The organism is Streptomyces griseocarneus (assembly GCF_014655595.1).
Taxonomy (GTDB): domain Bacteria; phylum Actinomycetota; class Actinomycetes; order Streptomycetales; family Streptomycetaceae; genus Streptomyces; species Streptomyces griseocarneus.
Genome location: NZ_BNBL01000001.1, coordinates 373,838 through 397,916, shown reverse-complemented (window position 1 = coordinate 397,916; position 24,079 = coordinate 373,838). Strand labels below are relative to the sequence as shown.

Genomic DNA, 24,079 nt, shown 5'->3' with positions numbered 1-24,079 from the left:
GACCACGGGGGAACGCGGGCCCGTCCACGGGGGAACAGCACGGGGGTACGGGGGCGCGACGGGGGATGCGGGGCGGGCCACGGCACGGGGCCCGCCCCGCACGCGTGCCGTGGCCCGCCCGCCCCGGCTACGCCCGCGGCACGACCGTCGTGGGGCTCAGCCGCTCCGCCGCCTCCTGGCGCAGCTCCACCTTCCGCACCTTGCCGCTGACGGTCATCGGGAAGGACTCCATCAGCCGCAGGTGGCGCGGCACCTTGTAGTGCGCGAGCCGGCCCCGGCAGTAGCGGGCGAGCTCGTCCCGGGTGAGGGTGTCGGCCGGGTCGCGCAGGATGACGCAGGCCATGATCTCCTCGCCGTACTTCTCGTCGGGGACGCCGACGACCTGGACGTCGGAGATCTTGGGGTGGGTGTGGAGGAACTCCTCGATCTCGCGCGGATAGACGTTCTCCCCACCCCTGATGATCATGTCCTTGATGCGGCCGACGATCCGTACGTAGCCGTCCTCGTCCATCACCGCGAGGTCACCGGTGTGCATCCAGCCCTCGGCGTCGACGGCCTCGGCGGTGCGCCCGGGATCGTCCCAGTAGCCGAGCATCACCGAATAGCCGCGGGTGCACAGCTCCCCCACCTCGCCGCGCCCGGCGGGCTCGCCCGTGCCGGGGTCGGCGACCTTGACCTCGATGTGCGGCAGCACCCGGCCGACGGTGCCGGTGCGGCGGTCGAGGTCGTCGTCGCGGCGGGTCTGGGTGGAGACCGGGGAGGTCTCGGTCATCCCGTAGCAGATCGCGACCTCGGACATGTGCATCTCCGCGACGACCCGCTTCATCACCTCCGACGGGCAGGGCGAGCCGGCCATGATGCCGGTGCGCAGCGAGGAGAGGTCGTAGGTGGCGAAGTCGGGCAGGCCGAGCTCGGCGATGAACATGGTGGGGACGCCGTAGAGCGAGGTGCAGCGCTCGCGTTCGACGGCGTGCAGGGTGGCGGTGGGGTCGAAGACGGGGGCCGGGATGACCACGCAGGCGCCGTGGGAGGTGGCGGCGAGGTTGCCCATCACCATGCCGAAGCAGTGGTAGAAGGGCACCGGCAGGGCGATGCGGTCCTCCTCGGTGTAGCCGAGCAGCTCCCCCACGAAGTAGCCGTTGTTGAGGATGTTGCGGTGGGAGAGGGTGGCGCCCTTGGCGAAGCCCGTGGTGCCCGAGGTGTACTGGATGTTGACCGGGTCGTCGCAGCCGAGCGTCGCCTCGCGTGCGGCGAGCAGCGCGGGGTCGGTGCGGGCGCCGAGGGCGGTGAGGCCGTCCCAGGTGGGGTCGTCGATGTAGACGACGTCGCGCAGTCCGGGGCAGTCGGCGCGCACCTGCTCGACCATGCGGCGGTAGTCGCTGGTGCGGAACTCGGTGGAGGAGATCAGGACGCCGATCCCGGCCTGGCGCAGGACGTAGGCCAGTTCGTGGACGCGGTAGGCGGGGTTGACGTTGACCATGATCGCGCCGATGCGGGCGGTGGCGTACTGCACCATGACCCACTCGGGGCAGTTGACGGCCCAGATGCCCACCCGGTCCCCCTTGCGCACGCCCTTGGCGAGCAGCCCGAGGGCGACGTCCGCCACGGCGGCGCCGAACTCGGCGTACGTCCAGCGGCGGCCGCCCTGGACGTCGACGAGGGCCTCGCGGCCGGCGAAGCGCTCGACGGCGCGGGCCAGGTCCGCGCCGATGGTGTGCTCGAGCAGCGGGGTGTCGGTGGGGCCCGCCGTACAGGAGGGGGAGAGTGCGCTCACCGGTGGTCTTCCTCTCGGTATTCGTCGCCGCTGCCGAGAGCGGTGCGCTCGCGCAGCTCGATGCGGCGGATCTTGCCGGAGACGGTCTTGGGCAGTTCGGCGAACTCCAGGCGGCGGACGCGCTTGTAGGGGGCGAGCACGGCGCGCGAGTGGGCGAAGAGGGCCTTGGCGGTGTCCGGGCCCGGCTCCCAGCCCTCGGCGAGGACGACGTAGGCCTTGGGCACGGACAGCCGCAGCGGGTCGGGGGCGGGCACGACGGCGGCCTCGGCGACGGCCTCGTGCTCGAGGAGGGCGCTCTCGAGCTCGAAGGGCGAGATCTTGTAGTCGCTGGACTTGAAGACGTCGTCCGCCCGCCCGATGTAGGTGATGTATCCGTCCGCGTCGCGGGCGCCGATGTCGCCGGTGCGGTAGTAGCCGCCGGCCATGGCCTCGGCGGTGCGCTCGGGGTCGCCGGCGTAGCCCGTCATCAGGCCGACGGGCCGCTCGGCCAGGTCGAGGGCGATCTCCCCCTCGTCGGCGGGCTCGCCGGTGTGCGGGTCGAGGAGGACGACGGAGAAGCCGGGGCTGGGGCGGCCCATGGAGCCGGTCTTGAGGGGCTGGCCGGGCGGGTTGGCGACCTGGACGGAGGTCTCGGTCTGCCCGAAGCCGTCGCGGATGGTGACGCCCCAGGCCCGCCGGACGGCCTCGATGACCTCGGGGTTGAGGGGCTCGCCGGCGGCCACCACCTCGCGCGGCGGGGTGCGCAGTGCGGTGAGGTCGGCCTGGATGAGCATCCGCCAGACGGTGGGCGGGGCGCAGAAGCTGGTGACGCCGCAGCGGTCCATCTCGGCCATGAGGCGGGCGGGGTCGAAGCGCGTGTAGTTGTGGACGAAGACGGTGGCCTCGGCGTTCCAGGGGGCGAAGAGGTTGGACCAGGCGTGCTTGGCCCAGCCCGGGGAGGAGATGTTGAGGTGGACGTCCCCCGGGCGCAGCCCGATCCAGTACATGGTCGTCAAGTGACCGATGGGGTACGAGGTGTGGGTGTGCTCGACGAGCTTGGGCCGTGCGGTGGTGCCGGAGGTGAAGTAGAGGAGCAGGGGGTCGTCGGCCCGGGTCGGCCCGTCGGGGGTGAAGTTCTCCTCGGCGCCGGCCGACTCCTCGTAGGCCAGCCAGCCCGGCTCGCCGGTGCCGCCGACCGCGATGCGGGTGTAGTCGCCGGGCACGCCGGCGAACTTGCCGGTGTCCTCCGCCCGTACGATCACATGGGCGGCGCGGCCGCGTTCGATGCGGTCGGTGAGGTCGGCGGCGCCCAGCAGCGGGGTCGCCGGGATGACGACGGCGCGCAGCTTCATCGCCGCGAGCGCGGTCTCCCACAGTTCGGTCTGGTTGCCGAGCATGACGACGAGGCGGTCCCCGGCCCGTACGCCCTTCCCGCGCAGCCAGTTGGCGACGCGGCCGGAGCGGCGGCGCAGGGCGTCGAAGGACAGCCGGGCCTCGGTTCCGTCCTCCTCCACGATCCACAGGGCGGTGCGTTCGTTGTCGCGGGCGATCGCGTCGAACCAGTCGAGCGCCCAGTTGAACTCCTCGGGCCGCGGCCAGGTGAAGCCCTCGCGGGCCGTCTCGTAGTCCTCGCGGTGGGCGAGCAGGAAGTCCCGCGCCGCCCGGAATCCGCTCGCCGGACCGGTCGTGCCGGTCGGGTTCGTTGCCCTCACGTCTCCTCCAGACTGCCGGGCCGCCGCCGACCCGCTTCGGTAAGCATCGTGCGACGGTGATCCCGCCGTGGACCAGCCCCAAAGAGGGACGGTCCGGCTCCGCCCGGTCGTACGCGATCCGGGCAGGTTCCTCATGCCGGCGGCGGCGGTGACCGTGCGGTGGCCGGAACCACCGTCCTGACCAGGGCTTTCGCGGCCTGTTGGGGGGCCGTTGGCGGGGGCGTGGCCGTCAACGGGCCGTCAAGGGTCCGACGACCGGGGTCAATGTGCTGTCAAAGAGCCACTCGGGAGGACGCCGGGCGGGCATAGCGTGACCGACGCATCTCCCGACTCCTCACGAGGACCGTCATGCATGTGAGCCGTACCCCCGCGCAAGCCGCCGCCGTCGCCGCCGTGACCGGCGCCTGGGGCCGCGAGACCCTCCCCGCCGACGACGGCGAACCCTCCCATCCAGGCCGGGCGGACGCGCTGTACGTCCCCGTGCGGCCCTGCACCTGCGGCTTCGCCCTGCGCGTCTTCCGCACCCCGCTCGGCGGCCGCACGGCCGTCGCCTTCACCTCGCGACGGCTGCTGACCGACTGCCTGGGCCGCGACGTGCCCTCCGTCCGCCTCGCCCTGCCCGCCGTACGGGCCCTGGCCGCGCCGCTGGGGGTCGGCCTGGTCCAGGTCGACCCCCAGCTGACCGCCCCGGCCGCGCGGCCCTCCGACGAGGACGCCCCGCCGGTGCTGCCGGCCTTCCCCGGCTGACTCCTCGCGCCCCGCCGATCCCCCGAAGGAGATCACCCGTGTCCCTTCCCGCCGTCCCCGCGGCTCCCCTCGTCCCCGCCGCCCGTCCGCCGCTGCCCGGGGAGAGCTCCCCGGGCCCGGTGTGGCCCGCCTCCGCCCGCGTCCTGCCCGCGGGCGGACTGGCCGTGGGCGGGGTCGCCCTCGCCGAACTCGCCGACCGCTTCGGCACCCCCTGCTACGTCGTCGACGAGGACGAGGTCCGGGCGCGGGCCCGGGCCTGGCGCGCCGCCCTGCCGGACGGCCGCGTCGCCTACGCCGGCAAGGCGTTCCTCACCCGGGCGATGATCCGCTGGGTCCGGGAGGAGGGGCTCTGGCTCGACGTCTGCTCGGCCGGGGAGCTCGAACTCGCCGCCCACGCGGGCTTCCCCGTCGAGCACGTCATCCTGCACGGCAACGCCAAGAGCCCCGACGACCTGCGCACCGCGCTGCGGCTGGGCGTGGGCCGCGTGGTCATCGACGGCACCGGCGAGGTCGCCCGGCTCGCGGCGCTGGTGCCGCCCGGCACCCGGCAGAAGGTGCTGGTGCGGGTGGTGCCCGGCGTCGAGGCCGGGGCGCACCGGGCGGTGCGGACCGGGGTCGAGGGCCAGAAGTTCGGGCTGTCCCTGGAGGGCGGCGAGGCGGCGGACGCGGTGGCCCGCGTCCTGGGCCAGCCCCGTCTCGAACTCATGGGCCTGCACTGCCACCTCGGCTCCCAGATCGCCTCGGTCGAGCCCTACGCGGCCGCCGTGCGCCGCCTGGTGCCCTTCCTGTCCGCCCTGCGCGACAGGCACGGGCTGACCTTCCCCGAGCTGAACACGGGCGGCGGCTTCGCCATCGCCTACCGCGACGGCGAGGCGGCGCTCGACCCGGGCGCGTACGCGCGTCGCGTGGGCGCCGAGCTGGCGCTGCGGTGCGCCCACGCGGACCTTCCGGTGCCGCGGCTGACCGTCGAGCCGGGCCGCTGGATCGCGGGGCCGGCCGGGGTGGCGCTGTACCGCGTGCTGTCGGTGAAGTCCTCGGGCGGGCGGACGTTCGTCGCCGTGGACGGCGGCATGAGCGACAACCCCCGCCCGGCGCTGTACGGGGTGCGCTACACCGTGCGCCTGGCGGGGCGCGCCTCGGCGGTGCCGGCCCGGCCGGTGACGGTGGTGGGGCGCCACTGCGAGGCGGGCGACGTGCTGGCGGAGGACGTGGAGCTGCCGGGCGACATCCGCCCGGGGGACGTTCTCGCGGTGCCCGCGTCGGGCGCGTACCACCTGTCGATGGCCTCGGCGTACAACCTCGTCGGGCGTCCTCCGGTGGCCGCCGTCTCGGACGGCCGGGCGCGGCTGCTGGTGCGCCGGGAGACCTCGGCGGACCTGTGGAGCCGGGAGGTCACGGTCTGACGGTACGGGCGGAACCGGGCCGGGCCTCCTCCCCGGGGCCCGGCCGGTTCCGTCGCCGGCTAGCGCTTGCGTTCCGGCGCGAAGGGGACGCCGCTGCCCAGGCCCCGTGCACCGACCGCGAGCGCCTCGCCCAGGAAGCCGACGCCGATCGAGAGCTGGACCGGGCGGGCCTGCGGGTGCATGCCCATCCGGCTCGCGAGCGCCGCGAAGCCGATCGAGATCAGCGCCGACACCACGAGCACGGCGAACGTGCGGCCGGTGTAGCGCTGCCACAGCACGCCCTCCTTCTCGAAGACGTGGACGGTCAGCCCGCGCGCCGCGCCGAGGGCGACGCCCAGCACGGAGCCCGCGGCCACCCAGGCGTAGTCCGCGCCCCCGAGCCCGTGGGCGCCCTTCACCAGCGCCCAGACGCCGATCCCGGTGAGCACCAGCGGCGCCGCGAACAGGTCGCGGGCGTTGAGCGGTTCACCGGCCAGCCTCTTGACGACGACAACGACGGCGACCACGGCGACGAGGCCGGCCAGCAGCCAGGGGTTCACTCCGCACTCCTTGAATTAGCTCGGTTGTGCCAAAAAGAATTTAGCCCGCCCGTGCTATAACGGCAACATGCCAAAGATCGTCGACCCCGAGGCCCGCCGCAGGGCGGTGGCCGACGCCGTGTTCCGGGTGGCCCGGCGCGACGGCCTGGAGAACGCCTCGCTGCGCAACGTCGCCGAGGAGGCCGGGCTGGCCGTCGGCTCGGTCCGGCACTACTTCGCGGGCCACTCCGAGCTGATGCTCTTCGCCATGCGGGAACTGGCCCGCCGCGTCGAATCCCGCGTCCGGGGCCGCGCCGAGCGGCTGCTCGCCTCCCCCTCCGGCCCGGACCGCGCCGCCCTCGTCGAGGAGCTGCTCGCCGAGTTCCTGCCCCTGGACGCCGCACGCCACGACGAGGCGGTGCTGTGGCTGGCCTTCACCACGGCGGCCCGCGTACGCCCCGAACTGCGGCCCCGCGCGGACGAGCTGCACGCGGGCATGCGCGAACTGCTCGACCGGGTCCTCGGCGAGGGGCGGCGCGCCGGCGGCTTCCCCGAGGACCTCGACGTGCCCGTCGAGACCCTGCGGCTGCTCGCGCTGCTCGACGGGCTGACCCTCACCGCCGTGCTCCAGCCCGGTCACGTCACCGCCGACGACATGCGGCGGGTCCTGCGCCTGCACCTGCGGTCGCTGAAGGGCGTCTGACACCACCCGGCCCGACCTCCTCACACCTCCCTTACGGTGACGGAGGGCGCAGGCAACGCCTCCCGCCCCGGCCCGGGGGTTTCATTTGGGGCCGTATATCCTGTTTCCGCGAGCCAGCGACGAGCGAGAGGGACACAGAACCATGCCCGAGCGCCCTCCGCGCCACCGGTCGTCCTCGCCCAGGAAGCACTCCTGGCTGCGCCCCGCGAACGGCCGTCCCGCCACCGACGAGACCCCCGAGCCCGGTCCCGCCGCCGGCCAGGCGCCCGACCAGGGCAGCGTCGTCCAGGCCGCCGTCTACCGCGACGGCCACCGCGTGGCCACGCCCGGCTCACTGGCCGACACCTACCGCCAGCTGCGCGAGCAGCCCGACAGCATGGCCTGGATCGGGCTGTACCGCCCCACCGAGAACGAACTCGTCTCGCTCGCCGAGGAATTCGACCTCCACCAGCTCGCCGTCGAGGACGCCCTCGAGGCCCACCAGCGCCCCAAGCTGGAGCGCTACGGCGACACCCTCTTCGTCGTCCTGCGGGCCGCCCGCTACCTCGACGCCCCCGAGGAGGTCGACTTCGGCGAGCTCCACGTCTTCGTCGGCCCCGACTTCGTGATCACGGTCCGGCACGGCGCGGCCCCCGACCTCTCGGCCGTCCGCCGCCGCATGGAGGCCACCCCCGAGCTGCTGGCGCTCGGCCCGGAGGCCGTGCTCTACGCGATCCTCGACGCCGTCGTCGACGGCTACGCCCCGGTCGTGGCGGGCGTGCAGAACGACATCGACGAGATCGAGACCGAGGTCTTCGGCGGCGACCCGGCCGTCTCCCGCCGCATCTACGAACTCGCCCGCGAGATGGTGGAGTTCCAGCGCGCCACCCGCCCCCTCGTCGGCATGCTGCACGGTCTGATGGCGGGCTTCGCGAAATACGGCACCGACGACGAACTCCAGCGCTACCTCCGCGACGTCGCCGACCACGTCACCCACACCAGCGAGCGCGTGGACGGCTTCCGCTCGGCCCTGACCGACATCCTCCAGGTCAACGCCACCCTGGTGACCCAGCAGCAGAACGCCGAGATGCGGGCCCTGGCCGAGGCGGGCTTCGAGCAGAACGAGGAGATCAAGAAGATCTCCTCCTGGGCCGCCATCCTCTTCGCCCCGACGCTGGTCGGCACCATCTACGGCATGAACTTCGACCACATGCCGGAGCTCACCTGGAAGTTCGGCTACCCCTTCGCCATCGGCCTGATGGCCCTGGTGTGCGTCAGCCTCTACTTCATCTTCAAGCGCCGCGACTGGCTGTAGACAGCGGACCGGCACTTTTGATCGACTCGGCGCTCACCGACGCTTACGAACACCGGCAAGAAGAGTGACCTCTTTTAACTGACGTCTAACAAATCGGCCAAACAATTGATACCTATAGCATCGCGGGTGTTTTCGCGAATAAACCGCAGAATTGATTTCGCCGCGTGGCGTCGGCCACGGACGATGCTGTGGGCCACGGTGGGTGTGGTGGCCCTCGGATTCCTCATCGCGCTGGAGATCGCCGCACGTCACTACACCGGCCAACCGGGGCCGGTGACCAACCAGGTGCGAGAGGTGATATTCGCCCCCAAACCGGGACCGCTGTACGGCGGTCTGGCGTTGATGATGGTGGCGCTCACCTGGCGGCAACGGTTCATCGCGGCCGGTGCCGCGATCGGCATCGACGTCGTCTTCGTGCTGGTGCGGTGGGCGGCCGGTGCGAAGACGCCCGACGGCCACTTCTTCGGCAACGGCGCGCTGTGGGTGATGCTGGGCTGTGCCGTCTTCGCCGTCACGCGCCGCACCGGCCGAGAACGCGTCCTGCTGCTGAAGGCCGTCGGCCTGGGCCTGCTGCTGGTGGCCGGCCGCAAGACCGGCGACACCTGGCTGCTCATCACGGCGAAGACCCGCCCGGAGGTGCTCGACCCGTACCTGGCGACCGCCGATCACGCACTGGGCAACCCGTCGTGGCTGGCAGGCCGGCTCCTCAAGGCCTCCGGCCCGGTCACCACCCATCTCCTCGACCTGGTCTACGCGCAGCTCGCGGTGGCCGCGATCGTCGTCGCGCTGTACCAGCTGCGCAACGTGGTGGCCGAGCGCCGCTTCCCGCGCCACCATCTGGTGCGCACCTTCCTGGTGATCGGCCTCCTCGGACCGGCCGTCTACATGATCTTCCCGGTGGTCGGACCGATCTTCGCCTACGGCCCGGGCACCTCCGGCACCGGCGGCCTGCAGTGGGCGGTGGCCGACCTGTGGCCGCACACGCCGTCACCGATCGGCACCCCGCACCCGGTGCCGTACGACGGGATCACCCCGCGCAACTGCATGCCCAGCCTGCACACGGCGTGGGCCACCGCGATCTTCATCCATTCCCGCAAGGGCCCGCGCATTCTGCGTTTCGCGGGCGCGTTCTGGCTGATCGCCACGCTCAGCGCCACGCTGGGATTCGGCTACCACTACGGCGTGGACCTCGTCGCCGGCGTGGTGTTCGCCCTCACGGTCGAGGCAGGCCTGCGCTCGCACGAACGCGGCTGGGACCGGCCGGGAATCCAGCTGGTCGCCCACGGCGCGACGGTATTCGCCGCGCTCCTGGTGTCCTATCGCTGTCTCCCGGTGGAGATGGCCAGGCATCCGTGGGTGTCCGGACCGCTGCTCATCCTGGCGATGGCCTCGGTGATCCACGGCTACGTACGGACCACCACACGGTGGGAACCGAAAGCCGTGCCGGCGCTGCGACCGGAGCCGCAGCCCGAACTGGTCTGAGCCGCCGCGCACCACGCGCGGCGGCGGTTCCGCCCCCGGCCTCGCCCGTCAGGCGCCGCGACCGGCCCTGGCGCGCGGGCCGGCGACCCGGCCCGCCTTCCCGGCCTGCTCGTTCTTCGCCCACAGGGAGCGCACGTGGCCCAGGTGGCGGGCCATGCACTTCTCGGCGCCCTTGGCGTCGCCGGCCAGCATCAGGTCCAGGAGCTCGAGGTGTTCCTCGGCCGAGGGGATGAGTTCGCCGCGCTCGTCCAGGGTGGTGAGGCCGTAGAGGCGGGAGCGCTTGCGCAGGTCGCTGACGGTCTCCACGAGGCGCTCGTTGCCGGAGAGGGCCAGCAGGGTGAGGTGGAACTGCCGGTCCGCCTCCAGGTAGCCGATGAGGTCGTGGTCGCGGGCGGCGCGCACGATCTCCTCGGCGACCGGGCGGAGGGCCTCGAGGTCCTCGCGGGTGGCGGTGCGGGTGATCCGGCCCGTCATGGGGACCTCGATCAGGGTGCGGATCTCGGTGTACTGGTCGAGGTCGCGCTCGTTGACCTCGGTCACCCGGAAGCCCTTGTTGCGGACGGGCTCGACCAGGCCCTCGCGGGCCAGGTCGAGCATCGCCTCGCGCACGGGGGTCGCGGAGATGCCGAAGTCCTCGGCGAGCCCCGGCGCGGAGTAGACCTCGCCGGGGCGGAGTTCGCCGGAGATGAGCGCGGCCCGCAGGGCGTGGGCCACCTGGTCGCGCAGCCGCTCGCTGGCAGTGACGAGGTTGCGCTGCTTGAGGTGCCCCATGGTGTCCCTTTCGTGCCCCGCTGGACTGGACCACCAGCGTACAATGTCACATTGCGATTCAGGGCATCAGCGTGTAGGTACGGCTGGAAGTGTAGAACTCCAGAGCGGCGCGGCCCTGTTCGCGCGGCCCGTGGGCGGAGGCCTTGGCGCCGCCGAAGGGCAGGTGGAAGTCGACGCCCGTGGACGGGGCGTTGACGCGGATCATGCCGGTGTCGAGGTGGTCCAGGCCGTGCAGCGCCGTGCCGAGGCCGGCGGTGTGCACCGAGGTGACCAGCCCGTACGGGACCGCGTTCGCCAGGCGTACGGCGTGCGCCAGGTCGTCGGCCGGCAGCAGGGCCGCCAGCGGGCCGAACACCTCCTCGCGCAGCAGGGCGTGGTCCGCCGGCACCTTCTCCACGAGCACCGGGGGCGCGTACCAGCCGGGGCCGTCGGGGGCGGTGCCGGCGGCGACCACGGACAGGCCCTCCCGGGCCGGCGCCAGCCGGTCGCGCGCCGGGCCGGAAATGAGCGGCCCGCACACCGTCGCGGGGTCGGCCGGATCGCCCACCGGCACCTCGCGCAGGGCGCCGGCCAGCGCCTCGCGCAGCGGGTCGAGGGCGGCACCGACCGCGATCACCCTGCTGGTGGCGGTGCACTTCTGGCCCGCGTACCCGGCGATCGCGGCGGCGATGTGGGCGGCGGCCCGTTCGACATCGGCGTCGGGCAGGACGATCGCCGCGTTGAGCCCGCCCATCTCGGCCTGCACCGGAATGCCCCGGGCGGTGGCGACGCGGACGACCGCGGTGCCGACGCCGGTGGAGCCGGTGAAGGACAGGACGTCGGCCGACTCCACGACCGCACCGCCCTCGGCGGCGCCGCCGGGAACGACCGTGAACACCCCCTCGGGCACGGCCTCCCGCACGACCTGGGCCAGCCGCAGGGCGCACGCGGTGGCCTCGGGGGCGGGCTTGAGGACGACCGCGTTGCCGGCCGCGAGCGCCGGTGCGGCCTTCCAGCTCGGGATGGCGAAGGGGAAGTTCCACGGCGTGATCAGGCCCGCGACGCCGTGCGGGCGGCGGCGGGTGAGCAGCAGCCCGGGGCCGGCGGCGGGTTCGTGGACGGCGCCGGCCGCCTCGTAGGGGGCCTGGGCGTAGTAGCGCCAGATGGCGACGGTGCGGGCCGCCTCGGCCCGGGCCTCGGCCAGGGGCTTGCCCACCTCGCGCACGGCGAGGGCGGCGAGTTCCTCCGCCGCGGCCTCCAGCGCCCCGGCGACCGCCGAGAGGGCGGCGGACCGGGCGGCCGCGCCGCCGGCGAGCCAGCCCGCCTGGGCGGCGCGGGCCCGCTCGACGGCCGCGGCCGCGGCCGGGGCTCCGGCGGCGGCGACCTCGGCGACGACGTCGGCCGGATCGGCGGGGTTGCGCGAGACGATCGGTGTCGGGGCGGCGGTCACAGCAGGAAACCTCCGGGGAAGGGGTCGTCCGGGTCGAGGAAGTACTGCGCGGTGCCGGTGATCCAGGCGCGTCCCGTGATGGCCGGGACGACCGCCGGGAGCCCGCCGACCCGCGTCTCCCCCACCAGGCGGCCGGTGAACTCGGTGCCGATGAAGGACTCGTTGACGAAGTCCCGGTCGAGCGGCAGCGCCCCGCGGGCGTGCAGCTGGGCCATGCGGGCGGAGGTTCCCGTGCCGCACGGCGACCGGTCGAACCAGCCCGGGTGGATGGCCATGGCGTGCCGGGAGCGGTACGCGTCCGAGCCGGGGGCGGCGAGGTAGACGTGCTTGAGGCCGGCTATCTCGGGGCGTTCGGGGTGGACGGGCCTGTCCGGCGAGGCGTTGACCGCCTCCATGAGGGCGAGCCCGGCGGCCAGCAGGTCGTCCTTGCGGGACCGCTCGAACGGCAGCCCCAGCGCGTCGAGTTCCACGAAGGCGTAGAAGTTGCCGCCGAAGGCGAGGTCGTACGTCACGGTCCCGTACCCGGGCACGTCGATCTTGCGGTCCAGGCCGACGCAGAAGGCGGGCACGTTGGTGAAGGTGACGGCCTCGGCCGCCCCGTCCTCGACCCGCACGTCGACGGTGACGAGGCCGGCCGGGGTGTCCAGGCGCACGGTCGTGACGGGCTCGGTGACCGGCACCATGCCCGTCTCGACGAGGACGGTGGCGACCCCGATGGTGCCGTGCCCGCACATCGGCAGCACTCCGGAGACCTCGATGTAGAGGACCCCGTAGTCGGCGTCGGGGCGGGTGGGGGGCTGGAGGATCGCGCCGCTCATGGAGGCGTGGCCGCGCGGCTCGTACATCAGGAGCGTACGGATGTGGTCCATGTGCTCGATGAAGTGCAGCCGGCGCTCGGCCATGGTGGCGCCGGGGATCACGCCGACGCCACCGGTGATGACGCGCGTGGGCATGCCCTCGGTGTGCGAGTCGACGGCATGGAAGACATGGCGGGTACGCACGGAAGGTCCTTTCCGCGGTCGGCGGCGGGTCAGCGGTGGCCGTCGGCGACGGCCTTCTCGGTGGCGGCGCGCACCGCGGCCTCGGTCTCCCCGCCGAGCGGGAGGCGCGGGGGCCGGGTGGGGCCGCCGTGCCGGCCGGCGATGTCCATGGAGAGCTTGATGGCCTGCACGAACTCGGTCTTGGAGTCCCAGCGCAGCAGCGGGTGCAGCGAGCGGTAGAGGGGCAGGGCCGTCTCGAGGTCGCCGGCGACGGCCGCGTGGTAGAGCTCGGCGCAGGTGGTGGGGAAGGCGTTGGGGTAGCCGGCTATCCAGCCGACGGCCCCGGCGAGGGCGAGTTCGAGCAGGACGTCGTCGGCGCCGACGAGCAGGTCGAGGTCCGGGGCCAGTTCGGCGATCTCGTAGGCGCGCCGGACGTCGCCGCTGAACTCCTTGACCGCGACGATCGCGCCGTCGGCGTGCAGCCGGGCCAGGAGGGCGGGGGTCAGGTCGGTCTTGGTGTCGATGGGGTTGTTGTACGCCACGACCGGCACCCCGGCCGCGGCGACCTCGGCGTAGTGCTCGCGCACGGCCCGCTCGTCGGCGCGGTAGGCGTTGGGCGGCAGCAGCAGGACGGAGCCGCAGCCGGCCTCGGCGGCCTGGTCGGCCCAGCGGCGTGCCTCGGAGCTGCCGTAGGCGGCGACGCCGGGCATCACGCGGGCGCCGTCGCCGGCCGCCTCGACGGCGGTGCGCACCACGCGGGCGCGCTCGTCGGCGGTGAGGGTCTGGTACTCGCCGAGGGAGCCGTTGGGGACGACGCCGTCGCAGCCGTTGTCCAGGAGGTGGCGGACGTGTTCGGCGTAGGCGTCGTAGTCGACGGAGAGGTCCTCGCGCAGGGGGAGCGCGGTGGCGACCATGATGCCCCGCCAGGGTCGGTCGCCGTGCCAGGTGGTGGTGGTCATGCCGGTGGCCCTTCTTCGGTGGGTGGAGTGGACGGTGTGCGTGGGGTGCGTGGGGGTGTCATTCGGGTTCGGAGGCGAGGACGCCGAGCGGTACGGGCACGGCGAGCGGTCTGCGCTCGGCGGACGGCGGTACGGTCCCCTCCGCCGTACCGGCCGCCGCGAGGCAGGCCACGGCCGCCGCGCACATCCGGCCCTGGCACCAGCCCATGCCGGCGCGGGTGAGGAGCTTGACGGTGCGCGCGTCGCGGGCACCGAGGTCGCCGGCCGCCTCGCGGACGCGGCCGGCGGTCACCTCCTCGCAGCGGCAGACGTCGGTGTCGTCGGTGAGCCAGCCGGTCCAGCCGGGGCCGGGCGCGTGGGCGGCGGCCATGGCGTCGGCGAAGGCCCGCAGGCGGTCCCGGCGCCGGCGCAGTTCCCGGGCGCGCCCGCCGGGGGCGGGCCGGCCGCGCAGGTGGGCGGCCACCGCGAGGCCGGCGAGTTCGCCCTCGACGCGGGCGAGTCGCCAGCCGCCGACGCCGCCGGTCTCGCCCGCGGCCCACAGGCCGGGCACGGAGGTGCGCTGGAGGTCGTCCAGGGCGAGGGCGGCCGTCCCGTCGGGGGTGCGCCGCGTCGCGCAGCCCAGGGTGGTGGCGAGTTCGGTCTGCGGGATCAGCCCGTGTCCCACGGCCAGCGCGTCGCAGGCGATGCGGCGGCCCGTGCCCGGGACCGGACGCCAGTCGCGGTCGAGGCGGGTGACGGTGACGGCCTCCACGCGGTCGGTGCCGTGGGCCTCGGTGACGGCGTGGCGGGTGAGCGTCCGGACCCGGTGGCGCAGCAGCGCCGAGCCGTGGACGGCGGCTTCGAGGAGCTTGTGCGGGTTGGTGGCGAGGGCGCGCGGGTGGCGGGCGTAGCCGAGGTAGCCGGAGGCCTCGACGACGGCGGGGACGTCGGCGCCGGCGGCGGCCAGCGAGGAGGCGACGGCGAGCAGGAGCGGTCCGCTGCCCGCGACGACGATCCGCCTGCCCGGCAGGACGAGGCCGGACTTGAGCATCGCCTGGGCGCCGCCGGCGGCCACGACGCCGGGCAGGGTCCAGCCGGGGAAGGGCAGGTGCCGTTCGGAGGAGCCCGTGGCGAGCAGGACGGCCCGGGCCGGTATCCGGACCGGGCGTTCGCCGTCGCCGTCGGCGCCGGTGAGGGCGTGCACGGTCCAGGCGTCGTCGCCCTCGCGCGTCACGGTCCACACGTGGTGGGCGCCGAAGTGGTCGGTGGTGCCCGCCTCCAGGCGGCGGCGCAGGCGGGCGAAGGCGGGCCAGTCGTGGTGCAGGGCGTGCGGCCGGCGGGCGCGCAGGGCGGGGGCGGGGTGGCGGAAGTACTGGCCGCCGGTCTGCCCGGAGGAGTCCAGCAGGGCGACGGACAGGCCGGCCTCGGACGCGGCGACGGCGCCCGCGAGCCCGGCGGGGCCCGCGCCCAGCACGGCGAGGTCGTAGGGCTCAGACGCCGAGCGGGGCATGGCCGTGTCCTTCCTGGGTGGTGACGGCGTCGCCGGGGCGGGCGGGCACGAGGCAGGCCCGCCGGTTGGGCGTGCCGTTGACGGTGGCGAGGCAGTCGTAGCACTGCCCGATGCCGCAGAAGGCGCCGCGCGGGCGGCCGCCGGCGCGGGTGGTGCGCCAGGCGAGGATGCCCGCGCCCCACAGGGCGGCGGCCAGGGTCTGGCCGGGCAGGGCGGTGACCGTACGGCCGTCGAAGGTGATCTCGAACGGCGGGTCCGGCTCCGCCCCGGCGAGCTCGGCGGGGGTACGGGCCACTGCGGGCCTCCTCTCGGGGTGTGTCAGGGCTTCGGGGCGGGGGCGTTGTGCCCCGTCAGGCGGCGGCGGTGAAGCGGCCGGGGTCGAAGGGCTTGACGTCCAGCGGGGGTTCGCCGCCGGTCAGCAGCCGGGCGATGACGAGCCCGGTGGCCGGGGCGAGGCCGATGCCGGCGCCCTCGTGCCCGCAGGCGTGCAGCAGGCCGGGCACGCGGGGGTCGGCGCCGATCGCGGGCAGGTGGTCGGGCAGGTACGGGCGGAAGCCCGCGTACGTGCGCGTCGCCCGCACCCCGGCCAGCACCGGGAAGAGCGCGGTGGCCCCGCGCGCGAGGCGGCGCAGCGCCTCGACGGACAGCGTGCGGTCGAAGCCGACGCGTTCGCGGCTGGCGCCGATGAGGACCGGGCCGGCCGGGGTGCCCTCGACCACGGCCGAGGTCTGCAGGGCGGCCGAGTCGCTGGCCACGTCGGCGACGTAGTCGGCCGCGTAGACCTTGTGCCGCACCACGCGCGGCAGCGGTTCGGTGACCAGGACGAAGCCGCGGCGGGGCAGGACGGGCAGGTCCGTGCCGGCGAGGCGGGCCAGCTCGCCGCCCCAGGTGCCGGCGGCGTTGACCACGTACGGGGCGTGGAGGTCGCCGCCGGGTGTCCGCACGCCCCGCACCTCGCCCGCCGGGCCGGTGAGGACCGCGGTGACCTCGCTGCCGGTGCGGACGCGGGCGCCGGACGCGCGCAGCAGGCGGGCGGCGGCGAGGGCGGGCTGGACCTGGGCGTCCTGGGGGTAGTGGAAGCCGCCGGCGAGGTCCGGGGCGAGGTGCGGCTCCCTCTCGCGCAGCCCGTCCGCCGGGATCTCGTGGGCCGTGACGCCCGCCGTGGCCTGGGCGGCGGCGAAGGTCCGCAGCGCGTCCATGGCCGCGCCGGAGGAGGCGACGACCAGGCCGCCCTTGGGCTCGTACTCGCTCGCCGCGGGGATTCCGTCCTCCATCTCCCGCCACAGGCGGGTGGAGAGCAGGGCCAGTTCGAGTTCGGGGCCGGGTCCCTTGTCGGAGACGAGGAGGTTGCCCTCGCCCGCGCCCGTGGTCCCGCCGGCGACGGGGCCACGGTCGACCACGGTGACGGACAGGCCGGAGCGTGCGGCGTAGTGGGCGCAGGCGGCGCCGACGACGCCCGCTCCGACGACGATGACGTCGGCGACGTCCGAGGAGTTGCTCTTGGGCACGTCAGTAATATTTCACATTGCACTGAGCGTGCCAAGAGTCGTTCCGTTGCGACTTCTACTTCCCCGCCGGTTCCTACCTCTCCGTCAGCTCGCCCATCCACGCCTCGATCGCGTCCGGAGTCCTCGGCAGCGCACCGGACATCAGCCGGGCCCCCTCCGCCGTGATGACCAGGTCGTCCTCGATCCGCACGCCGATGCCGCGCAGTTCGGGCGGCAGCGTCTCGTCGTCGGGCTGGAGGTAGAGCCCGGGCTCGACGGTGAGGACCTGACCCTCCTCCAGGACGCCGTCGAGGTAGGCCTCGGCCCGTGCCTGGGCGCAGTCGTGGACGTCCAGGCCGAGCATGTGCCCGCTGCTGCAGAGGGTGTAGCGGCGGTGGTCGTCGCCCTCGGGGCTCTTGAGGATCCCCCACTCCGCGAGGCCCTCGGCGATGACCCGCATCCCGGCCCGGTGGAAGTCGCGGAAGCTCGCGCCGGGCTTCAGCGCGGCGATGCCCGCCTCCTGGGCGGCGAGGACGAGTTCGTAGACCTGGCGCTGGACGCTGGAGAAGCGGCCGGAGAGCGGCAGGGTGCGGGTGATGTCGGAGGTGTAGAGGGTGTCGGTCTCCACGCCGGCGTCCAGCAGGAGCAGCTCCCGGGGGTCCAGGGGGCCGTCGTTGCGTATCCAGTGCAGGACGCAGGCGTGCGCGCCGGAGGCGGCGATGGTCTCGTAGCCGGTGCCGTTGCCCTCGGCGCGGGCGCGCAGGGCGAAGACGCCCTCGATCCAGCGCTCGCCGCGCGGGTGATCCAGGGCGCGGGGCAGCGCGCGGACCACGTCCTCGAACCCGGCGGCGGTGTGGTCCACGGCCAGCTGCAGCTGGCCGACCTCCCACGCGTCCTTGACCAGGCGCAGTTCACTCAGCACGGAGGCCAGGTCCGCGTCCTGGGAGGCGTCGCGTCCCGGCGGCAGCACGCCGAGGTCGTCGAGGTGGACGCAGCGGATGCCGGTCATGCGCTCGGCCTCGGCGAGGTCGGGGCGGCGGCCGACCCAGAACTCGCCGTAGCGGCGGTCGCGGTAGAACTCCGTGCCGGTGCGCAACGAGCGGGGGCGTACGTACAGCACCGCCTCGTGGCCGTGCGGGCCGTCGGGCTCCAGCACGAGGACGTGGCCGGTCTGGTCCTCGCCGGTGAGGCCGGTCAGCCAGGCGTACGCGCTGTGCGGGCGGAAGCGGTGGTCGCAGTCGTTGGAGCGCACCCTCAGCTCCCCCGCCGGGACGATCAGCCGCTCGCCGGGGAAGCGGGCGGACAGCCTTGCGCGGCGGGCGGCGGCGAGGCCGGCCACGGGCAGCCGGATGTCGCCGGGCAGCGGGGTGGCCGCCCAGCCGCCCGCCATGAAGGTCTCGAACTCCGGTGACACGGGCAGATCATGACTTACCGTCCGGATTCCGGCGGCAGTGGATTCGTTCACGGGGACTCCTCCTCGGACACAGGTGGGTAACGGAGCAGCTGGCACCTTGTCAGTGCAATTTCACATTACTATGTTACGGGTCACATTTCAGCCAGCGTTCCTGGCTCCCACAGGCTCCCTTGGCTGCCGGACTGTTCACGGAGTGACCACTGATGAACAAGCGCACGTGCACCGCCCTAGCCGCCGCCCTGGCGGCCACCCTCGCGCTCGGCGCGGCCGGCTGCTCCGGCGAACGGAGGGCGGGCGGCGGCAAGGAGGGCGGCCGCAATCCCGCCGCCGCCAACGCCGGTGCCGTGGTGGGCGGCGCCCCCCAGCGGGGCGGCACCCTGACGGTGCTGTCCAACCAGGACTTCACCCACCTCGACCCGGCCCGCAACTGGGTGATGAGCGACATGGACTTCGGGACCCGGCTGCTCTACCGCACGCTGGTCACCTACCGGGCCGCCCCCGGGACGAAGGGCGGCGAGATCGTGCCGGACCTGGCCACCGACCTCGGCACCGCCTCCAACGGCGCCCGCACCTGGACGTTCCACCTCAAGCCGGGGCTGACGTACGAGGACGGCTCGCCCATCACCGCGCAGGACGTCAAGTACAACGTGGAACGGTCCTTCTCCCCCGACCTGCCCGGCGGCGCCGACTACGCGGCCCGCTACCTCGCCGGCGCCGACGGCTACCAGGGCCCCGCCCAGGGCAAGCACCTGGACTCGGTCAGGACGCCGGACGACCGCACCATCGTCTTCGAACTGCGCAAGCCCTTCGCCGAGTTCCCCTACGCCACGGTCATGCCCACCTTCGCGCCCGTGCCGCAGGCGCGGGACAAGGGCCCGCAGTACGACAACCGGCCCTTCTCCTCCGGGCCCTACAAGGTCGACTCGTACGACCGGGGCAAGAAGCTGGTGCTGGTCCGCAACGACAAGTGGGACCCCAAGACGGACGAGGTCCGCAAGGCCTACCCGGACAAGCTGGTCGTCGTCATGGGGCTGAAGCAGAACCAGGTCGACGACCGGATGATCGCCAGCCAGGGCGCCGACGCCTCCGCCGTCCCCTGGTACGCCCTGCGGCCGGAGAGCGCGGCCAAGGTGCTGCCGAGCGCCGCGGTGCGCAAGCGGCTGCTCGCCGAGTCCCAGAACTGCACGGACATGGTCCAGATGCACACCGGCCGGGCGCCGTTCGACGACGCCAGGGTGCGCCGGGCCGTGCAGTACGCCCTCGACCGGGACGCCGTCCTGACCGCCTCCGGCGGCCCCGCCTTCAACGACCCGTCGACCGCCTACATGCCGGCCACGCTCTTCGGCGGCAAGCAGCCCGACATCCTGAAGGTCCCCGCCACCGGCGACACCGAGAAGGCCAGGCAGCTGCTGAAGGAGGCCGGCAAGCCGGACGGCTTCTCCACCAAGCTCACGGTCTCCTCCGGCGACAAGGGCCGGGCCGAGGCGATACAGCAGTCCCTCGCCAAGGCCGGCATCAAGGTCACCATCGAGACCGTGGACCCGTCCGCGTTCTACGCCACCATCGGCGACACCAAGAACCGCACCGACATGGTCTACACCGGCTGGTGCCCGGACTACCCCTCCGGCTCCACCTTCCTGCCCTTCGTCTTCGACGGCCGCTTCATCAAGGACAAGGGCAACTCCGGCAACCACTCGCTCTTCCGCGACGAGGCGACCATGAAGCGGATGGACGAGATCGCCGCCATGACCGACACCGAGCAGGCCGCCCGGGCGTGGCAGCAGCTGGACGGTGAGATCCTCGCCAAGGCCCCGACCGTGCCGGTCCTGGTCCGCCGGTGGCCGCTGGTCATGGGCACCAACATCGCCGGCGCCTACGGACACACCTCCTTCGGCGGCCAGCTCGACTACGCCACCGTCGGGCTCAAGGACCCGGCCAAGGGCCAGGGCTGAGGGCCGCTCGCCATGACCACCACCACACCGCCCGCCCCGTCCGCCCCGTCCGCCGCCCCCGCCGCCGGTCCCTGGCGCCTGGCCCGCGCGGAACTGCTCCGCCGCACGTCCGTACGGATCTCCCTGGTCGTCGTCGCCCTCTTCCTGCTGATGGCGGCGGGCGCTCCGCTGCTGAGCGCGCTCGGCGGCTGGTCCCCCGAGGAGTTCGACAAGACCGCCGTCGACCCCTACCTCGGCGGCAGCCCCATCGGCCCGCTCGGCGGCGTCTCCGCCGACCACTGGCTCGGCGTGGAGCCCGTCACCGGCCGCGACCTCATCGCCCGCGTCGTCCACGGCGCACAGGTCTCGCTGTTCATCGCGCTCACCGCCACCGCGATCGTCGTCGTCGCCGGGACGGCGGCCGGCGTCGCCGCCGGCTACTTCGGCGGCCGGACCGACGCCGTGCTCTCCCGCCTGATGGACCTCACCATGTCCTTCCCCTCCCTCATCTTCATGATCGCGATGATGTCGGTGGCCAGGGACGTCAACCGCATCGCGCTGATGACCGCCGTCATCGGCCTGTTCGGCTGGCCCGGCATCGCCCGCGTCGTGCGCGGCCAGACCCTCTCGCTCAAGCACCGCGAGTACGTCGACGCGGCCCGCGTCGGCGGCGCCGGGCCCTGGCGGATCCTCACCCGCGACATCCTCCCCGGCGTCGCGGGGCCCGTCATCGCCTACACCACCCTCATCGTCCCCGGCATGATCGCCACCGAGGCGGCCCTGAGCTACCTGGGCGTCGGCGTCCGCCCGCCCACCCCCTCCTGGGGCCAGATGATCGCCGAGAGCGTCGCCTTCTACGACACGGACCCCATGTACTTCGTCATCCCGAGCACCTGTCTGTTCCTGACCGTGCTCGCCTTCACCCTGCTCGGCGACGCGCTGCGCGACGTCCTCGACCCGAGGAGCGGCCGCGCATGATCCTCTACACCGCCCGCCGGCTCCTGGGCGTGGCCGGAGTGCTCCTGGCCATCGCCGCCGTCACCTTCACCGTCTTCTACGTCCTGCCCTCCGACCCCGCGGCCGCCGCCTGCGGCAAGTCCTGCAGCGCCGACCGGCTGGAGGCGATACGCGCCCAGATGGGCCTGGACCAGCCGCTGTGGCGGCAGTTCGCGGACTTCGTCACCGGCGTCTTCACCGGCCGCACCATGGGCAGCGGGCAGTACGCCCTGCACTGCGACTTCCCGTGCCTGGGCTACTCCTACGAGAACTCCGAGGCCGTCTGGGACCTGCTGATGGACCGCCTGCCGGTCTCGGCCTCGCTGGCGCTGGGCGCGGCCGTGCTGTGGCTGCTGCTCGGCCTGAGCGCGGGCGTCACCGCGGCCCTGCGCAAGGACACCCTCACCGACCGGGCCCTGATGGTCGGCGCCGTCGCCGCCGCGTCGATGCCGGTCTACTTCACCTCCATGATGCTGATCTACGGCCTGATCCGGGTGGCCGGCCTGCTGCCCTACCCGCAGTACGTGCCCTTCGCCGAGGACCCCGGGCACTGGGCGTCGAACCTGCTCCTGCCGTGGCTCGCCCTGGCCGTCCTGTACGCCGCCATGTACGCGCGCCAGAGCCGCAGTTCGATGATCGAGACGCTGGCGGAGCCGTACATCCGCACCGCCCGCGCCAAGGGCCTGCCGCGCCGGACCGTCGTGGTCAAGCACGCCCTGCGCGCGGGCATGACCCCCGTCCTGACCATCTTCGGCATGGACCTGGGCGGACTGCTCGCGGGCGCGGTCATCACCGAGTCCATCTTCGGACTGCCGGGCATCGGGCGGCTGTTCTACGGCGCGCTGTCCACCGGCGACCAGCCGGTCATCCTCGGCGTCACCCTGCTGGCCGCCACCTTCATCGTCGTCGCCAACCTGGCCGTCGACCTGCTCTACGCCGTCGTCGACCCGAGGGTGAGGTTCTGATGGCCGACGAGGCCCCCCTGCTGTCGGTCAGGGACCTGACCGTCACCTTCCGCACCGGCCGCGGGCCGGTGCGGGCCGTGGACTCGCTCGACTTCTCGGTACGCCGCGGGCAGACGCTCGGCATCGTCGGCGAATCCGGTTCGGGCAAGTCCGTCACCTCCATGGCCGTGATGGGCCTGCACACCGGCGCCGAGGTCACCGGCTCCATCACGCTGGCCGGCCAGGAGCTGACCGGGCTCGCCGAGGGCGAGCTGAACCGGCTGCGCGGCCGCCGGATGGCGATGATCTTCCAGGACCCGCTGTCCAGCCTCCACCCCTACTACACCGTCGGCGAGCAGATAGCCGAGCACCACCGCGTCCACTTCGGCTCCCGCCGGGCCGCCGCCCGCAGGCGGGCCGTCGAGATGCTCGGCGAGGTCGGCATCCCGGAGCCCGCGCGGCGCGCGGGCGAGTACCCGCACCAGTTCTCCGGCGGCATGCGCCAGCGCGTGATGATCGCCATGGCGCTGGCCTGCGAACCCGACCTGCTCATCGCCGACGAGCCGACCACCGCCCTCGACGTCACCGTCCAGGCGCAGATCCTGGAGCTGATCGCCCGCCTGCAGCAGGACCGGGGACTGGCCGTCGTCATGATCACGCACGACCTCGGCGTCATTGCCCGCGTCGCCCAGGAGGTACTGGTGATGTACGGCGGGCGGGCCGCCGAACAGGCCCCGGTGGACGCCCTGTTCGCCACCCCCGCCCATCCCTACACCCGTGGCCTGCTGGACTCCCTGCCCCGCCTCGACGACGCCGACGACGCGCCCCTGCGGGCGATCCCCGGCAGCCCGCCCTCGCTGCTGACCCCGGCCCCGGGGTGCGCCTTCGCGCCCCGCTGCCCCCGTGCGGCGGCCGCGGCACCGGCCGAGCGCGAGCGCTGCGCGCGGGAGCGGCCCGGGCCCACCACGGCCGGCGGGCGCCTGGTCGCCTGCCACCTCCCCCTGCACACCCCCGCCGAGGCCCGGAAAGGCACCCCATGACCCCGACCGCCGCTCCCCTGCTGTCCGTACGGGACGCCACGATGACCTTCCCCGGCCGCCGCGGCCGCGCGGCGCCCGTACGCGCCGTCGACGGCGTCAGCTTCGACATCGCCCCGGGCGAGACCCTGGGCCTGGTCGGGGAGTCCGGCTGCGGCAAGTCCACCACCGGCCGCATGATCGTGCGGCTGCTGGAGCCGACGGCCGGATCGATCACCTACGACGGCCGCGACATCAGCCGGCTCGGCCGGCGCGCGCTCAAGCCGCTGCGCCGGGAACTGCAGATGGTCTTCCAGGACCCCCACTCCTCCCTCAACCCCCGCCAGACGGTGGCCCGGATCATCGCCGACCCACTGCTGGTGCAGGGAAGTTCACAGGCCGAGGCGCGCCGGCGGGCGGTGGAGCTGATGGAGCTGGTCGGGCTCATCCCCGAGCACATCGACCGCTATCCGCACGAGTTCTCCGGCGGCCAGGCGCAGCGCATCGGCATCGCCCGCGCGCTCGCCACCGGCCCCCGCCTGGTCGTCGCCGACGAACCGGTCTCCGCCCTCGACGTCTCCGTCCAGGCCCAGATCGTCAACCTGATGGAACGGCTGCGGCGGGAGCTGGGCCTGGCCTACCTCTTCATCGCCCACGACCTGTCGGTGGTCAAGCGGGTGTGCGACCGGGTGGCGGTGATGTACCTGGGGCGGATCGTGGAGATCGGCGCCAAGGAGCGGGTGTACGCCGCCCCCGCCCATCCCTACACCCGGGCCCTGCTCTCCGCCGTGCCGCTGCCGGACCCGGCCGCCGAACGGGCCCGCGAGCGGATCACGCTGGCGGGCGACCCGCCGAGCCCGGCGGCTCCCCCGCCGGGCTGTACGTTCCATCCGCGCTGCCCCAGGGCCCAGGCGGTGTGCCGGACCGAGGCACCGCTGCTGCGGATCACGGCGCCGGGCGAGGCGCGCGAAGTGGCCTGCCACTTCCCCGGGACGGCGGCCTGAGGCCGCCCTTGCGGTGGTGCCCTGATTCCTATGGGGGGATTCAGGGC

The 24,079-nt window shown here is 73.8% G+C and carries 21 protein-coding genes; 10 read left to right on the top strand and 11 right to left on the bottom strand.

The genetic code is table 11. The features are described 5' to 3' along the window. Positions 1–127 precede the first annotated feature (127 nt). Together IE295_RS01645 and IE295_RS01640 are read right to left on the bottom strand one after the other, a co-directional pair. Positions 128–1,774 carry an AMP-binding protein gene (locus IE295_RS01645; RefSeq protein ID WP_190061586.1) on the bottom strand — a complete coding sequence of 549 codons (1,647 nt, stop codon included), beginning with the start codon at positions 1,772–1,774 and terminating at the stop codon, positions 128–130. Continuing rightward, complete coding sequence (locus IE295_RS01640; protein ID WP_224322954.1) at positions 1,771–3,465, bottom strand: AMP-binding protein; 1,695 nt, start codon at positions 3,463–3,465, stop codon at positions 1,771–1,773. Before IE295_RS01640 ends, IE295_RS01645 begins: the two co-directional genes overlap by 4 nt. A 354-nt stretch (positions 3,466–3,819) precedes the next feature. Here IE295_RS01640 and IE295_RS01635 point away from each other — a divergent pair, with 354 nt between their 5' ends. Continuing rightward, positions 3,820–4,212, top strand: coding sequence for an SAV_915 family protein (locus IE295_RS01635; RefSeq protein WP_372478791.1), 393 nt, complete (start codon positions 3,820–3,822; stop codon positions 4,210–4,212). A 38-nt stretch (positions 4,213–4,250) separates the two neighbouring features. Next, a complete protein-coding gene (lysA, locus tag IE295_RS01630; RefSeq protein WP_372478790.1) occupies positions 4,251–5,615 on the top strand; it encodes a diaminopimelate decarboxylase in 1,365 nt (454 codons plus the stop codon). Between the two features lie 59 nt (positions 5,616–5,674). On the opposite strand, the gene IE295_RS01625 is transcribed toward lysA, so the two are convergent. Then, entirely contained in the window at positions 5,675–6,154 is a 480-nt protein-coding gene (locus tag IE295_RS01625) for a DUF1453 domain-containing protein (protein WP_190061584.1), read from the bottom strand. Between the two features lie 67 nt (positions 6,155–6,221). Here IE295_RS01625 and IE295_RS01620 point away from each other — a divergent pair, with 67 nt between their 5' ends. From IE295_RS01620 to IE295_RS01610, 3 genes are all read left to right on the top strand, one after another. Next, on the top strand, positions 6,222–6,836 hold the full coding sequence (locus IE295_RS01620; RefSeq protein ID WP_190061583.1) for a TetR/AcrR family transcriptional regulator: 615 nt from the start codon (positions 6,222–6,224) through the stop codon (positions 6,834–6,836). 142 nt (positions 6,837–6,978) lie between these two features. Then, positions 6,979–8,130 (top strand): magnesium and cobalt transport protein CorA, encoded by a 1,152-nt coding sequence (locus IE295_RS01615; RefSeq protein ID WP_190061582.1) that lies wholly within the window; start codon positions 6,979–6,981, stop codon positions 8,128–8,130. Positions 8,131–8,313: 183 nt separating this feature from the next. After that, positions 8,314–9,612, top strand: coding sequence for a phosphatase PAP2 family protein (locus tag IE295_RS01610; RefSeq protein WP_190061581.1), 1,299 nt, complete (start codon positions 8,314–8,316; stop codon positions 9,610–9,612). 48 nt (positions 9,613–9,660) lie between these two features. Here the strand turns inward: IE295_RS01610 and IE295_RS01605 are convergent, their stop codons facing one another. The 8 genes from IE295_RS01605 to IE295_RS01570 form a co-directional block, all read right to left on the bottom strand. Next, the gene (locus IE295_RS01605) at positions 9,661–10,383 is read right to left on the bottom strand and encodes a GntR family transcriptional regulator (RefSeq protein WP_190061580.1); all 723 of its coding nucleotides are present in this window, start codon (positions 10,381–10,383) and stop codon (positions 9,661–9,663) included. A 58-nt stretch (positions 10,384–10,441) separates the two neighbouring features. After that, complete coding sequence (locus IE295_RS01600; RefSeq protein WP_190061579.1) at positions 10,442–11,812, bottom strand: aldehyde dehydrogenase family protein; 1,371 nt, start codon at positions 11,810–11,812, stop codon at positions 10,442–10,444. Next, a complete protein-coding gene (locus tag IE295_RS01595) occupies positions 11,809–12,813 on the bottom strand; it encodes a proline racemase family protein (protein ID WP_190061578.1) in 1,005 nt (334 codons plus the stop codon). The genes IE295_RS01600 and IE295_RS01595 overlap by 4 nt, the downstream gene beginning before the upstream one ends. Positions 12,814–12,842: 29 nt before the next feature. Beyond that, positions 12,843–13,751 carry a dihydrodipicolinate synthase family protein gene (locus IE295_RS01590; RefSeq protein WP_190061577.1) on the bottom strand — a complete coding sequence of 303 codons (909 nt, stop codon included), beginning with the start codon at positions 13,749–13,751 and terminating at the stop codon, positions 12,843–12,845. 58 nt (positions 13,752–13,809) lie between these two features. Further along, positions 13,810–15,240 (bottom strand): NAD(P)/FAD-dependent oxidoreductase, encoded by a 1,431-nt coding sequence (locus IE295_RS01585; RefSeq protein ID WP_190061576.1) that lies wholly within the window; start codon positions 15,238–15,240, stop codon positions 13,810–13,812. After that, positions 15,221–15,535 carry a (2Fe-2S)-binding protein gene (locus IE295_RS01580; protein ID WP_190061575.1) on the bottom strand — a complete coding sequence of 105 codons (315 nt, stop codon included), beginning with the start codon at positions 15,533–15,535 and terminating at the stop codon, positions 15,221–15,223. The genes IE295_RS01585 and IE295_RS01580 overlap by 20 nt, the downstream gene beginning before the upstream one ends. A gap of 55 nt (positions 15,536–15,590) precedes the next feature. Next, entirely contained in the window at positions 15,591–16,748 is a 1,158-nt protein-coding gene (locus IE295_RS01575; protein ID WP_190061574.1) for an NAD(P)/FAD-dependent oxidoreductase, read from the bottom strand. Positions 16,749–16,821: 73 nt separating this feature from the next. Beyond that, positions 16,822–18,192, bottom strand: coding sequence for an aminopeptidase P family protein (locus tag IE295_RS01570; protein ID WP_224322953.1), 1,371 nt, complete (start codon positions 18,190–18,192; stop codon positions 16,822–16,824). 152 nt (positions 18,193–18,344) lie between these two features. Here IE295_RS01570 and IE295_RS01565 point away from each other — a divergent pair, with 152 nt between their 5' ends. From IE295_RS01565 to IE295_RS01545, 5 genes are read left to right on the top strand one after another with little or no spacing between them, the layout of a single operon-like run. Then, complete coding sequence (locus IE295_RS01565; protein ID WP_190061573.1) at positions 18,345–20,093, top strand: ABC transporter substrate-binding protein; 1,749 nt, start codon at positions 18,345–18,347, stop codon at positions 20,091–20,093. 12 nt (positions 20,094–20,105) lie between these two features. Then, positions 20,106–21,050, top strand: a complete 945-nt coding sequence (locus tag IE295_RS01560) for an ABC transporter permease (protein WP_190061572.1) — start codon at positions 20,106–20,108, stop codon at positions 21,048–21,050. Further along, positions 21,047–22,033 (top strand): ABC transporter permease, encoded by a 987-nt coding sequence (locus IE295_RS01555; protein WP_190061571.1) that lies wholly within the window; start codon positions 21,047–21,049, stop codon positions 22,031–22,033. Before IE295_RS01560 ends, IE295_RS01555 begins: the two co-directional genes overlap by 4 nt. After that, on the top strand, positions 22,033–23,052 hold the full coding sequence (locus tag IE295_RS01550) for an ABC transporter ATP-binding protein (protein ID WP_190061570.1): 1,020 nt from the start codon (positions 22,033–22,035) through the stop codon (positions 23,050–23,052). Before IE295_RS01555 ends, IE295_RS01550 begins: the two co-directional genes overlap by 1 nt. After that, positions 23,049–24,032: an ABC transporter ATP-binding protein gene (locus IE295_RS01545; protein WP_190061569.1), complete on the top strand. Its 984-nt coding sequence runs from the start codon at positions 23,049–23,051 to the stop codon at positions 24,030–24,032. The genes IE295_RS01550 and IE295_RS01545 overlap by 4 nt, the downstream gene beginning before the upstream one ends. Positions 24,033–24,079: the final 47 nt, after the last annotated feature.